Annotated in this window: 8 protein-coding genes and 1 pseudogene; 7 read left to right on the top strand and 2 right to left on the bottom strand. The window is 69.7% G+C overall.

Annotation, left to right across the window (positions count from 1 at the left end; genetic code table 11):
• Window positions 1-26 precede the first annotated feature (26 nt).
• From ACQUQD_RS27895 to ACQUQD_RS27870, 6 genes and pseudogenes are all read left to right on the top strand, one after another.
• Window positions 27-983, top strand: a complete 957-nt coding sequence (locus tag ACQUQD_RS27895) for a hypothetical protein (RefSeq protein WP_428954884.1) — start codon at window positions 27-29, stop codon at window positions 981-983.
• Window positions 984-1,123: 140 nt separating this feature from the next.
• Window positions 1,124-2,230 (top strand): multiple monosaccharide ABC transporter substrate-binding protein, encoded by a 1,107-nt coding sequence (chvE, locus tag ACQUQD_RS27890; protein WP_428954883.1) that lies wholly within the window; start codon window positions 1,124-1,126, stop codon window positions 2,228-2,230.
• Between the two features lie 32 nt (window positions 2,231-2,262).
• The gene (gene mmsA / locus ACQUQD_RS27885) at window positions 2,263-3,822 is read left to right on the top strand and encodes a multiple monosaccharide ABC transporter ATP-binding protein (RefSeq protein ID WP_428954882.1); all 1,560 of its coding nucleotides are present in this window, start codon (window positions 2,263-2,265) and stop codon (window positions 3,820-3,822) included.
• Window positions 3,819-5,054: a multiple monosaccharide ABC transporter permease gene (gene mmsB / locus ACQUQD_RS27880; protein ID WP_428954881.1), complete on the top strand. Its 1,236-nt coding sequence runs from the start codon at window positions 3,819-3,821 to the stop codon at window positions 5,052-5,054. The genes mmsA and mmsB overlap by 4 nt, the downstream gene beginning before the upstream one ends.
• A 23-nt stretch (window positions 5,055-5,077) precedes the next feature.
• Window positions 5,078-6,232, top strand: coding sequence for an aldose epimerase family protein (locus ACQUQD_RS27875; RefSeq protein ID WP_428954880.1), 1,155 nt, complete (start codon window positions 5,078-5,080; stop codon window positions 6,230-6,232).
• Between the two features lie 72 nt (window positions 6,233-6,304).
• A pseudogene (locus ACQUQD_RS27870) lies at window positions 6,305-7,519 on the top strand (pyridoxal phosphate-dependent aminotransferase); the annotation flags it as partial.
• A gap of 38 nt (window positions 7,520-7,557) precedes the next feature.
• Here the strand turns inward: ACQUQD_RS27870 and ACQUQD_RS27865 are convergent.
• Both ACQUQD_RS27865 and ACQUQD_RS27860 read right to left on the bottom strand, forming a co-directional pair.
• Window positions 7,558-8,016, bottom strand: coding sequence for an RrF2 family transcriptional regulator (locus tag ACQUQD_RS27865; RefSeq protein ID WP_428954879.1), 459 nt, complete (start codon window positions 8,014-8,016; stop codon window positions 7,558-7,560).
• Window positions 8,013-8,939: a sulfite exporter TauE/SafE family protein gene (locus ACQUQD_RS27860; protein ID WP_428954878.1), complete on the bottom strand. Its 927-nt coding sequence runs from the start codon at window positions 8,937-8,939 to the stop codon at window positions 8,013-8,015. Before ACQUQD_RS27860 ends, ACQUQD_RS27865 begins: the two co-directional genes overlap by 4 nt.
• Window positions 8,940-9,218: 279 nt before the next feature.
• Here ACQUQD_RS27860 and ACQUQD_RS27855 point away from each other — a divergent pair, with 279 nt between their 5' ends.
• Complete coding sequence (locus tag ACQUQD_RS27855; RefSeq protein ID WP_428954877.1) at window positions 9,219-13,919, top strand: RHS repeat-associated core domain-containing protein; 4,701 nt, start codon at window positions 9,219-9,221, stop codon at window positions 13,917-13,919.
• Window positions 13,920-13,962 lie beyond the last annotated feature (43 nt).

Here is a 13,962-nt window from a genome sequence, read left to right as displayed (position 1 = left end):
ATACCGAACAATCGCAAAGGACCAGCGTGACCGACTCACCCCGCCACCCCGGCGAACCCGCACTCTCCGCCCTCGGCCTGCCCTCTCCCGCCGCCGAGCCGGCCGATGCCTCCCCGCACACCTTCCCCGGCGGGGGCCGCTGGCGCACCGAGATCCCCTCGTGCGAGGGCCCCGAGGCGCTGGCCGTGGTGCTCAAGGAGTCCTCCCGGCTCGATGTGCCGATCCACCGGATCAGCCAGGGCAGCGGCGTATGGATGCTCACCGATGCCGAGATCACGGAGATGGCCGAGGCCACCGCCGAACGCGACATCGAGCTCTGCCTGTTCACCGGCCCGCGCGGCACCTGGGACACCGGCGGCTCGGTGCGCACCGACTCGGGCGGCGCCGGGCTGCGCGCCCGGGGGCACAACGCCGTCGCCGGCTGCGTCGAGGACGCCGTGCGGGCCACGGAGCTGGGCGTCAAGTGCCTGCTCGTCGCCGACGAGGGCGTGCTGTGGACGCTGCACCGGGCCCGGCTGGCCGGGATCATCCCCGCCGACACGACGCTCAAGGTCTCGGCGCTGATCGGGCCGGTCAACCCGGCCGCGTACGCCGTGTTCGAGCGGCTCGGCGCCGACTCCCTCAACGTGCCCAGTGATCTGACCCTGGACCATCTCAGCGAGATCCGGCGGGTGTCGGCCGCGCCCATGGACATGTACATCGAGGCGCCGGACGACCTCGGCGGCTATGTCCGCATGTACGAGGTGGCCGAGCTGATCCGGCGGGGCGCGCCGCTGTACCTGAAGTTCGGGCTGTCCAAGACGCCCGGCATCTACCCGTACGGACACCATCTGCGGGAGCTGACGCTCGCCACCGCGAAGGAGCGGGTGCGGCGCGGACGGCTCGCCCTGGACCTGCTCGCGCGCCACGGCGCGGACGGCGACATGGCTCCGCTCGGCTCCCGGCTGCCGGGTGACCTGCAGCGGTTCGACACGGCTGAATAACTTTCCGGAAACGCAACTTCACACAACCCGACAGGGCCGCGCACAATCCAACGCATCTCGCCTCGGTCAACCTCCGTTCCCCGCAGGTGATTTGGCTTCTCCGGACCGAGCTCTGCACTCTCACATCAAGGATGATGACCATGCGAAACCGCCGAGCCGCACTCTCCGCGCTGGCCGCGACCGCGTCCCTCGCTCTCACCCTGACGGCCTGCGGCCAGGACAGCGAGGGCGGCAGCAACGAGAAGGCCGGGGACGCCAAGGGCGGCACCGTCGGCATCGCGATGCCGACGAAGTCGTCCGAGCGCTGGATCGCCGACGGCAACAACGTTGTCAAGAACCTCAAGGCCAAGGGGTACAAGACCAAGCTGGTCTTCGGGGAGGACGACCCCGACCAGCAGGTCTCGCAGATCGAGAACCTGATCACGCAGGGCGTGAAGGCGCTGATCGTCGCGGCCATCGACAACAAGTCGCTCACGAACGTGCTGCAGCAGGCGCACGACGCGAAGATCCCGGTCATCGCCTACGACCGGCTGATCCTCGACTCGAAGAACGTCGACTACTACGCGTCCTTCGACAACACCAAGGTCGGTGAGCTGCAGGCCAGTTACATCGTCGACAAGCTCGGCCTGAAGGACGGCAAGGGCCCCTTCAACATCGAGCTGTTCGCCGGCTCCAACGACGACAACAACACCAAGTACTTCTTCAACGGCGCGATGAGCGTGCTCAAGCCGTACATCGACAAGAAGAAGCTCGTGGTCCGCTCGGGCCAGACCGCGCTCAACCAGGTCACCACGCTGCGCTGGGACGGCGCCACCGCCCAGAAGCGCATGGACGACGTCCTCACCAAGTCGTACAAGAGCGAGAAGGTCGACGCGGTGCTCTCGCCGTACGACGGCATCTCCATCGGCATCCTGTCGGCGCTGAAGTCCGACAACTACGGCTCGGCGTCCAAGCCGCTGCCGGTGGTCACCGGCCAGGACGCCGAGCTGGCGTCGGTGAAGTCGATCATCGCGGGCCAGCAGACGCAGACCGTCTACAAGGACACCCGTGAGCTGGCCAAGGTCGCCTCGAACATGGTCGACGACGAGCTGGGCGGCAAGAAGCCCGAGGTCAACGACACCAAGACGTACGACAACGGCGCCAAGGTCGTCCCCTCGTACCTGCTGAAGCCGGTGAGCGTCGACAAGAGCAACTACAAGGAAATCCTGGTGGACGGCGGCTACTACACCGAGGGCGACCTCAAGTAACCGCTCGCTCCTACTGATTGGAAGGCACGACCATGGCGGGACCCGTCCTGGAAATGCGCTCGATCGTCAAGACCTTTCCCGGTGTCAAGGCGCTGTCGGACGTCACGCTGACGGTGCGTCAGGGCGAGGTCCACGCCATCTGCGGGGAGAACGGCGCCGGGAAGTCCACCTTGATGAAGGTGCTCTCCGGCGTCCATCCGCACGGGAGTTACGAGGGCGAGATCCTCTTCGACGGAGAGGTCTGCGAGTTCAAGGACATCCGGGCGAGCGAGCAGCGCGGCATCGTCATCATCCACCAGGAGCTGGCGCTGGTGCCGTTCCTCTCCCTCGCGGAGAACATCTTCCTCGGCAACGAGCATGCCAAGCGCGGCTTCATCGACTGGACCGAGACGCTCAAGCACGCCAGCACGCTGCTGCGCCGGGTGGGGCTGTCCGACCACCCGGAGACCCGCGTCGCCGACATCGGCGTGGGCAAGCAGCAGCTCGTGGAGATCGCCAAGGCGCTCTCCAAGAAGGTGAAGCTGCTCATCCTCGACGAGCCGACGGCGGCGCTCAACGACGAGGACAGCGGCAAACTCCTCGATCTCATCCTGGAGTTGAAGCAGCAGGGCATCACCTCGATCATCATCTCCCACAAGCTCAACGAGATCCGGGCGGTCGCCGACTCGGTGACGATCCTCCGGGACGGCCGGTCCATCGAGACGCTGGACGTGAAGGCGCCGGAGACGACGGAGGACCGGATCATCTCCGGCATGGTCGGCCGGGACCTCGACAACCGGTTCCCCGACCGCACCCCGCACCATCCCGAGGAGGGCGCCGCGCCCGCCCTGGAGATCCGCAACTGGACCGTGCACCATCCGATCGACCAGCAGCGCAAGGTCGTCGACGACGTGTCGATCCAGGTGCGGCGCGGGGAGATCGTCGGCATCGCGGGCCTGATGGGCGCGGGCCGCACGGAGCTCGCGATGAGTGTCTTCGGCCGCACCTACGGGCGGCACGCGGCCGGCACGGTCCTCAAGGACGGCAAGGAGATCCGTACGAAGACCGTCGCGGAGGCGGTCGACCACGGCATCGCGTACGTCACCGAGGACCGCAAGCACTACGGCCTCAACCTCATCGACACCATCAACCGCAACATCTCACTGACCGCGCTGAAGAAGGTCGCGAAGCGCGGCGTCGTCGACGAGCACGAGGAGCGGCAGGTCGCCGAGGGCTACCGCAAGTCCATGAACATCAAGGCGCCGACGGTCTTCGAGCCGGTCGGCAAGCTGTCGGGCGGCAACCAGCAGAAGGTCGTCCTCAGCAAGTGGATCTTCGCGGGTCCCGATGTGCTGATCCTGGACGAGCCGACCCGCGGCATCGACGTGGGTGCCAAGTACGAGATCTACACGGTCATCGACCAACTGGCCGCCCAGGGCAAGGCGGTCGTCTTCATCTCCTCCGAGCTGCCGGAGCTGCTCGGTATGTGCGACCGCATCTACACCATGGCCGCCGGGCGGCTCACCGGTGAGGTGGCGCGGGCCGACGCCACACAAGAAGTGCTGATGCGTCGGATGACAAAAGACAAGACGGGCGAAGAGGTAACGCGATGAGCACCGATGTGACCGACAAGAGCCCGGCCGCCGCGCCGCCGGGCGGCTCCGCGGGCGGCGGTCTGCTGCACCTGGTGCTCGACGGCCTGCGCCGCAACATGCGCCAGTACGGCATGCTGATCGCGCTCGGCCTGATCGTCGCCCTGTTCGCGGTGTGGACCGACGGCGACCTGCTGCTGCCGCGCAACGTCTCGAACCTGGTGCTGCAGAACAGCTACATCCTGATCCTCGCGATCGGCATGATGCTGGTGATCATCGCGGGCCACATCGACCTCTCGGTCGGTTCGCTCACCGCGTTCATCGGCGCGTTCGCGGCCGTCCTGACGGTGCAGCACGGGATGGCCTGGCCGCTGGCCCTGGTGCTCTGCCTGGTGGTGGGCGCCGTGGCGGGCTCGCTGCAGGGCTTCATGATCGCGTATCTGGGCATACCCTCCTTCATCGTCACGCTCGCCGGGATGCTGCTGTTCCGCGGTCTGACGGAGATCTTCCTCAAGGGGCAGACGCTCGGCCCGTTCCCCGAGGGCATGGGGAAGATGGGCAACGGCTTCCTGCCGGAGGTCGGACCGAACACCAACTACCACAACCTCACACTGCTGCTCGGCCTCGCCCTGATCGTCTTCGTGGTCGTGCAGGAGGTACGGGACCGGGGACGCCAGAAGGAGTTCGCGCTCGACGTCCCGCCGCGCAACCTGTTCCTGCTGAAGCTGGTCGCGATCATCGCCGCGATCCTGGCCGTCACGATGCTGCTCGCCAGCTACGAGGGCGCCCCGATCGTGCTGCTCATCCTCGGTGTACTGGTGGTCGGCTACGGCTACGTCATGCGCAACTCGATCTTCGGCCGGCACATCTACGCGATCGGCGGCAACCTGCCGGCGGCGAAGCTGTCCGGCGTCAAGGACAAGAAGGTCACCTTCGCCGTCTTCCTGAACATGGGCGTGCTCGCGGCCCTGGCGGGTCTGGTCGTGGCGGCCCGTCTGAACGCCGCCTCGCCGAAGGCCGGCCTCAACTTCGAACTCGAGGCCATCGCCTCGTCGTTCATCGGCGGCGCGTCCATGAGCGGCGGTGTCGGCACCGTGCTCGGCGCGATCATCGGCGGCCTGGTCCTGGGTGTCCTCAACAACGGCATGAACCTTCTCAGCGTCGGCACCGACTGGCAGCAGGTCATCAAGGGTCTGGCCCTGCTCGCCGCGGTCGGCTTCGACGTGTGGAACAAGCGCAAGTCCGGTTCGTAACTCACCCACGAGGAGAGCCGCACATGGAACTGAGCAGACGCACGGTCATCGCCTCCGCGGCGGCCGCCGGGGTCGCCGCCACCGCCCTCGGCGGCACGGCCCACGCCGCGACGGGCGGCCGGCGGCCGACGAAGGAGCTCTTCGGCCGGCTCGCCGACGGCACGAAGATCCACCGGTGGTCCCTGGAGAACGGCGGCACCCGCCTGAAGGTCCTCTCCTACGGCGGCATCGTGCAGTCCCTGGAGATCCCGGACCGGCGCGGCCGGTACGTGAACGTGTCGCTCGGTTACGACCACATCGAGGGGTACGTCACCGGGACCACGTTCTTCGGGGCGACCATCGGCCGGTACGGCAACCGCATCGCGAACGGCCGCTTCACGCTGGACGGGACGGCGTACCAGCTCTCCGTGAACGACGGGGTCAACTCCCTGCACGGCGGCGCGAAGGGCTTCAACACGCGGGTGTGGGACGTGGAGCCCTTCACGTCCGGTTCCGACGTGGGCCTCGATCTGCACTACACGTCGGTCGACGGCGAGATGGGCTACCCGGGCGCGCTCAGGGTGAAGGTCACCTTCACCCTGAGCGCGCGCGGCGCGTGGCGCATCGACTACACGGCGACGACCGACAAGGCGACCGTCGTGAACCTCACCAACCACACCTACTACAACCTCGCGGGCGAGGGCAGCGGCGGTGTGTACGACCACGAGCTCACCCTCGCCGCGTCCCGCTACACGCCCACCGACGCGGGCCTCATCCCGACCGGCGAGCTGGCGAAGGTCGCGGGCACCCCGTTCGACTTCCGGTCCGGCAAGGCGATCGGCGACGACATCCGGGCCGGGCACCCGCAGCTGATCACCGCGAAGGGCTTCGACCACAACTGGGTGCTCGACAAGGGCGGCACGGACCGGCCGGTGCACTTCGCGACCCTGCGGGACCCGGGCTCCGGGCGCACCCTGAAGATCGCCACCGACCAGCCGGGCGTGCAGTTCTACTCGGGCAACTTCCTCGACGGCACGCTCGTCGGCCCGTCCGGGCGCGCCTACCGGCAGGGCGACGGCCTGTGCCTGGAGACGCAGCACTTCCCGGACGCGCCGAACCAGCCGTCGTTCCCGTCGACGGTGCTGCGCCCGGGGCAGACGTACCGCTCGACGACGGTGCACTCGTTCAGCACCACATGAGCCGCGTCCGTTGAACAACGCCCCGCCCGTATCCGTATGAGAGGCCACCACGGATACGGGCGGAGGCAGTTGATGAGCGGAAGTGTCGTCTCACTCTTCCAGGGCAGCACGGCCCACAGCCCCTCGTACGGCCAGCTGACGCGGGCCGGGGCGGGCGACGAGGCCGGCGGCCGGGTGACCGACTTCTGCATCCCCTGCAATCCGTACTTCCCGACGCCCGCGATGCTGGACGCGCTGCGCGGGCGGCTGCACGAGATCCTGACGTACTACCCGAGCGGTGCCGACACCATCACCGCCGAGCTGTGCCATGTCCTCGGGCTCAATCCGCAGACGGTCGCGATGGGCAACGGTTCCACCGAACTCATCACCTGGATCGACCACTTGCTGGTCCGTGAGTCACTGGCGGTGCCCGTGCCGACGTTCGGGCGGTGGACGGACCAGCCGATGGAGACGGGCAAGCGGGTCGACATGTTCCCGCTGCCGGAGCGCGACGGTTTCGCCCTGGACCCGGCGGCGTACGCGGAGTTCCTCCACGCGCGCGGCTCGCGGGTCGCGGTCATCTGCAACCCGAACAACCCCGACGGCGGGCTGCTCCCCCGCCATGCGCTGCTCGCCCTCGTCGACGAGCTGCGCCATCTGGACCTGGTCGTGATCGACGAGTCGTTCCTGGACTTCGCCGACGCCTCCGATGCCGGCGGGCAGGACCCGAGCCTCGTCCAGGAGGCGGTCCTGCGCCCGAACGTGATCGTGCTGCGCAGCCTCGGCAAGAACTTCGGGCTGCACGGCATCCGCTTCGGCTACCTCGTCGCGAACCCGGCCCTGGCCGGGCGGGTGCGGGCCGCGCTGCCGAAGTGGAACCTCAACTCCTTCGCGGAGACGGTGGTGTTCATGCTGAAGGAGCACCGCCAGGAGTACGCCGACAGCATCCGTCAGGTGTGCCGCGACCGGCAGGACATGCGCTGGCACCTGGCCCGCCTGCCGGGCCTGACCGTGTACCCGTCGCAGGGCAACTTCCTGTACGTACGCCTGCCGGACGGCGTCGACGGGGTCGAGGTCCGCGATCGGCTTCTCGCGCGGCACGGGGTGCTGGTCCGCGAGTGCGGCAACAAGATCGGCTCGTCCAGCAGCTTCCTGCGCCTCGTGGTGCGCCCTCAGCCGGATGTCATGCGCCTGGTGTCCGGTCTGGAGGCGCTCCTGGGGAGCGGGAGGGAGGCCGTGCCCGAGCTGGGCGGAGGGACCACCTACAGCTCGGGCACGGCGGCGGTGGACCGGCTGGTGCGCACGACGGGGTCCTGAGCGTCCGCGACGGGATCAGGATCTGCGGATCAGGGGTTGCGCCAGGCCGCCGGGTCCTCGGCCAGTTCCCGCACCGGGTCCGGCAGTCGGTCGTGCGCGATGTCGGCGAGCGTGACGCCCTCAAGGATCTTGCGCACGTTCGCCCGCAGCGCCACCCACAGCGGGAGCAGCGGCTGCGCCGGTCCCGTGTAGGCGAGTGCGCTGGGCCGCTCCCCGCGCACCGACACGATGGGCCCCTCGACGGCGCGTACGACGTCGGCGACGGTGATCGTGTCGGCGGCCCGGGCCAGCAGGTACCCGCCGTTGCCGCCGCGCCGGCTGACGACGATGCCGCCGCGGCGCAGGTCGCCGAGGATCCCCTCCAGGAACTTGTGCGGGATGTCCTGGGCCGCGGAGATCGCCTCCGCCGTGACCGGTTCGCCGTTCGCGCGGACGGCCAGTTCCAGACCGGCGCGCACCGCGTAGTCGGCTCGGGCTGAGATCCTCATGGGGTCATTGTCGGGGACGGCTCCGGCTCCTCGGCCCGCCGCTGCGCCGGCAGCGCGGCGTCGGCCCGCCGGGTGCGCAGGGTCACCACGGCGCCGACCGCGGCGAGTGCCACGCAGGCCAGGACGAGGGGGGTGCCGGAGACGCCCCACATGGCCAGGCCCGAGCCGGTGAGCAGGACCACCAGGGCCCAGCGCAGCGCGGGGCCCGAGACCCGGGTGGAGAGCAGGGCGCCGCACAGGACGCCGGGGATCGCACCGATCAGCAGGGTGCCGGCGAGGCCGAGGGACACGTCGCCGACCAGGAAGTGACCGAGGGCGGCGGCGCCGACCAGCGGCACGGCCTGCACCAGGTCGGTGCCCACCAGGTGGTTGGCCTTGAGCCGGGGGTGGGCGAGCATCAGCATCACGATGATCAGGGAGCCGGAGCCGACCGAGGTCATCCCGACCACGACCCCGCCGACCAGGCCGATCAGCAGGGTCGCGACCGGCCTGACCCGCACGTCGGCGTCCTCGGCGGTGTCCGTGCCGAGTCCGCGGCGCCGGTCGAGCCACATCCGGGCGACCATGCCGGTCACGGCGAGCAGCAGCGCGCCGCCGATGACGTACTTGACCCGGGTCTGGAGCTCCTCGCCGTCGCCGAAGAGCTGGAGCAGCAGGGCTCCGCCGAAGGCGGCGGGCAGGGCCGTGGGCAGCAGCCAGCGGACGATGTCCCAGCGGATCGTGCCCGCTCTCTGGTGCACCGCGGCGCCGAAGGGCTTCATGAACAGGGAGGTCGCGAGGTCGCTGCCGATCGCGGCAGTGGGGTTGACCCCGAAGAACATGACCATGATCGGGGTCATCAGTGCGCCGCCGCCCATACCGGTGAGGCCCACCGCGAGCCCGACCAGGGCGCCGGCGACGACGATCGTCCACGAGAAGTCCATGGCGCCCACTGTGCCCACGATCCCTATGGGAAAGGTATGAATCGCGTCGGGATCTCGTATGGCGGACTCGGCCGGGCCCGCGCACGGGCCGGTCAGCATCCGGGCCTGCCCCGCCGACGTCGGGCATCCGCATCGGCTGAGCTTCCAGTAGGACTCCGCCCGGCCGCCTCTCTCCTCCCCCCTCCCCCTCACGCACATCGTGACAGGACCGGAACACGCGCTTCGGTAGAGTCGAACACGTTGCTCACGTGATTCGAATTCACGGAAGGTGTACGGGGGATGGGCTACACGATTCCGGGCTGGCTCGATGACGTCCTGGACTTCATCGGCATCAACTTTCCGAACGTGGACGAGGACGACTACCGCGAGATGGCCGACGCCATGCGGGAGTTCGCGGAGAAGTTCGAGGGGCACGGCGGGGACGCGCACAAGGCGTTCTCCCGGATCCTGTCGTCGTCCGAGGGCTGGGCCGTCGACTCGATGGAGAAGCACTGGAACCAGATCAAGGCGAGCCATCTGGAGAAACTCCCGGAGCTGGCGCGGCTGTTCGCCGACGCGTGCGACGTGCTCGCGGACATCATCTTCGGGATGAAGACCAAGGCCGAGATCGAACTGGGTGTCATGGCCGCCTCAGTGGGGATCTCGGCGGGTCTGGCGGTGGTCACCGGTGGTCTGTCCGCGCTGATCGGCGCGGCCGAGGTGACCGCGATGCGGCAGGTGGTGAAGCGGATCATCGACGAGGCCGTGGACCGGATCGTCGACGAGGTCCTGGCGAAGATCACCGAGCCGATCAACGCCAAGCTGGAGTCGATGGTCGAGGACATGGTGCTCGACCTGGCCGAGGGCGCGTTCTCCATGCCGTCGCCCGACGGCAGCGGCGGCGGGCACGGCGGCAAGGGCGGGATGCACATCGCCTCGGCCGGGGACGGCGGGATGCAGCTCGCCTCGGCCGGCGGCGGGGCGCAGAAGCGCACCAGGATCGACCACTTCGAGTTCGAGGACGGCGCGGGCAAGGTCTCCAGGCACGGCGGCGAGCTGCACCTGGCGGCGTCCACGTCGCTCGGCAAGGCCCGGGGCGCGTTCGGCCGGAGCAAGGGCCGCGACCCGTTCACGCAGGCCTTCGACAGCGTGCTGCACGGCGCGCTCAAGGGCTCCGAGAAGGCGCTCGGCAAGGTCGCCAAGCACATCACCGACACGGTCCCCGAGCGGGTCAAGGGCGCCTCCCGGCTGCACAAGGGCAAGGACCACGACGTACGGGACAAGGTCGACGCCGTCGTCGGCGGCAAGAAGGGCGGTGACGGGCCCGGCGTCCGCACCCGCGTCAACGAGGCGATCAAGCGCCTGCCCGGCTCGACGAGGGACGCCCTGGACAAGGCGCGCGCCAAGGCGATCGCGCTGGCCCAGCGACGCTGCAAGACCGACCCGGTCGACGTCGCCAGCGGCGAGATGGTGCTCAGCCAGACGGATCTGGCCCTGCCCGGGATCCTGCCCCTCGTCCTCGAGCGCACCCACATATCCGGCTACCGCTACGGCCACTCCTTCGGCACGAGCTGGGCCTCGACCCTCGACGAGCGCCTGGAGCCGACGGGCAGCGGCGCGGTCTGGGCGCGCGCCGACGGGTCGCTGCTCGCCTATCCCCGGCTGCCGCGCGAGGAGGGCGAGGAGGTGCTGCCGCTGGAGGGCGACCGGATCGCCCTCACCTTCGTCGGACGGTCGGCCCTCGGCGACATCACGTACGCCACGACGGATCCGCGGTCGGGCCTGATCCGCCGCTTCACCGGCAATCCGTACTCCGTCGGCAGCCTGTACTGGCTGGCCGACGTCGAGGACCGCAACGGCAACGGCCTGCAGTTCACCCGCGACGCGCAGGGCCTGCCGTCGGCGGTCCTGCACGAGGGCGGCTACCGCGTGCGCGTCACCCGTGACACGGACCTCGGCCGGGTCACGGCCCTGGACGTGGAGACGCCCGAAGGACCCGTCCGGGTCGCCTCGTTCACGTACGACGAGACGGGTGAGCTGGTGGGGGTCGCGGGATCGCGTGGCGTACCGCTGCGGTTCACGTACGACGACGAGCACCGCGTGACGTCCTGGACCGACCGCAACGGTCACACCTACGGCTATGTGTACGACGCGGCGGGCCGGGTCGTGGAGACCGTCGGTCCCGACGGCGCGCTCTCCTCGCGCTTCGCCTACGACCTCGCCGCCCGCGAGACCCGCTTCACGGACTCGACCGGCGCGGTCACCGTCACCCGACTCAACCAGCTCGGCCAGACCGTCAGCGAGACCGACCCGCTCGGCAACACCGTGCGCTTCGCGTGGGACCGCTACGACAACCTGCTGGCCCGCACCGACGAGCTGGGGCACACGGCCCGGTTCGCGTACGACGGGGCCGGCAACCTGACCACCGTCCGGTACCCGGACGGGCGGCAGGCGTCGACCACGTACAACGCCCTGCACCTGCCGGAGACGATCACCGGTCCGGACGGCGCGGTGTGGCGGCAGACCTTCGACGAGCGCGGCAACCGCACCGCGATGGTCGCGCCCGACGGCACGTCGACGACGTTCACGTACGACGCGACGGGGGCGCTCGTCACGGCCGCCTTCCCGACCGGCTCGACGGAGACCCGCACCAACGACCCGGCGGGGCTGGTCCTTTCGGTGTCCGACGGGCACGGCGCCGCGTACACGGTGAGCCGCGACGCGTTCGGCCGGCCGCGTGAGTGCGCCGACCCGGCGGGCGCCGTCACCCGCCTGGAGTGGACGGCGGACGGCTGGCTCACCCGGCGCACCGCGGCCGACGGGACGGACGAGCGGTGGACGTACGACGAGGAGGGCAACTGCCTGACCCGCACGGACCCCACGGGCGGCGTGACCCGCTTCGAGTACACCTGGTTCGACCTGCTCGCCGCCCGCACCGGCCGGGACGGGGCGCGGTACGAGTTCGCGTACGACACCGAGCTGCGGATCACCGAGGTGACCAACTCGCAGGGTGGGACGTGGAGTTACCGCTACGGCCCGTCGGGGCTCACCGAGTCCGAGACCGACTTCGACGGGCGCACGATGCGCTACGAGTACGACGCGACGGGCCGTCTCACGGCCCGGACGACCCCGCTCGGGCAGCGCATCGCGTTCACCTTCGACGCGGTGGGCAACGTGCTGGAGAAGGACGCCGCCGGCGTGCTCACCCGCTACACGTACGACGCCGGCGACCAGCTCGTCACCGCCGTGTCGCCGGCCTCCTCGCTCTCCCTGGAGCGCGACGTCATGGGCCGGCTGCTCGCCGAGACGGTCGACGGGCACAGCATGCGCTACGGCTACGACCCGCACGGCGAACTGGTCTCGCGCACGACTCCGACCGGGGCCACCTCGTCGTACGCCTACGACGCCGCGGGCAACCGGGTGCGCGTGGACCTCGCCGGACATCCGCTGGCCTTCGCCCACGACGCGCTGGGCCGCGAGACCCGGCGCACGCTGGGCCCCGCGGACGCGCCGGTGACGCTCGCCTCCCGGTGGGACGCGATGGGCCGGCTCGCCGCCCGGTCGGTGGCCACGTCCCGCGGCACCCTGCGGGACCGCTCCTACGGCTACCGCGCCGACGGGTTCCTGACGCGCGTCACGGAGGAGCAGGGCGGCTCCGACGTGCGGTTCGAGCTGGACCCGGTGGGCCGTCCGCTGGCGGTCACCGCCGACGGCTGGTCGGAGCGCTACGCCTACGACAGTGCCGGGAACCAGACCGATGCCCACTGGCCGGACCGCGCCCGGTCCACGCAGAGCCGCGGCGAGCGGGCCTACGAGGGCACCCGGCTGCTCGGCGCGGACGGTTTCCGCTACGAGTACGACGGGGCCGGACGCGTCGTGCTGCGTCAGAAGCGGCGTCTGTCCCACAAGCCCGACACCTGGCGCTACACGTGGGACGCCGAGGACCGCCTGGTCTCGTGCACCACGCCCGACGGCACCGTGTGGCGCTACGCCTACGACGCGCTGGGCCGGCGCACCGCCAAGCACCGCATGGCGGCCGACGGGCACTCCGTGGCGGCCACGGTCCGCTTCAGCTGGGAGGGCACCCAGCTGGCCGAGGAGACCGACTCGGCCACCGGGGTGACGCTGACCTGGGAGTACGAGGGCGTGCAGCCGATGTCGCAGCTGGAGCGCAGGCTGCCGGCCGACGCCGGTCAGCACGAGGTGGACAGCCGGTTCTTCGCGATCGTCACCGACATCGTCGGCACCCCGACCGAACTCGTCGGCGAGCAGGGCGACATCGCCTGGTACAAGCGCTCCACGGTCTGGGGCATCACGACGCGCAACCGCGACGCCCAGGCGCACACGCCGCTGCGCTTCCCCGGCCAGTACGCCGACCCGGAGACGGGCCTGCACTACAACCTGAACCGGCACTACGACCCCGAGACGGCCCGCTACGTGTCGGCCGACCCGTTCGGCCTCGTGCCGGCGCCCAACCCGGCCGCGTACGTCGTCAATCCCTGCACGTTCATGGATCCCGAAGGCCTGGTCGCCAAGGGGTGCACGCAGGAGAGCGGGTGGTACGGCGGGCTGCTGCCCGCGAACAAGAAGGCGGACGGGACGAAGTATCCGAAGCCGATGGAGGTCAACCACATCCCGGCCAAGTCGGCGTACAAGGACGTCATCGAGCCCGGGTTCTACTTCGCGAACAAGCCGCACAAGAAGCAGAAGGTCAACAACGGGCCGGCCATCCGCATGGAGCGGGATCACCACGAGAAGCTCTACAGCACCGGGTACTCGCTGGAGTCCCAGGCGTGGCAGCAGTACCAGCGTGAGCTGATCAATTCCGGGCGCATCACCGAAGCCATGCGCATGGACATCGACGACATCAAGCGGCGCTTCCCCGGCACGTACGATCAGCACATCAAGGACATGGTCGACAGCCTGAAGGACAACAGGCCCCTTCAGGACATGCTCACGAAGCGAGGATGGACCATCGACGAGAGCGCCCTGCTCGCGTGAGGTCCGGGGCGCGTCGGCGAGAGCACCGAGGGCATCGAGGGAA

Source organism: Streptomyces sp. cg35 (assembly GCF_050410835.1).
Classification (GTDB): Bacteria; Actinomycetota; Actinomycetes; order Streptomycetales; family Streptomycetaceae; genus Streptomyces.
This window is presented reverse-complemented; position numbering and strand designations above follow the sequence as displayed.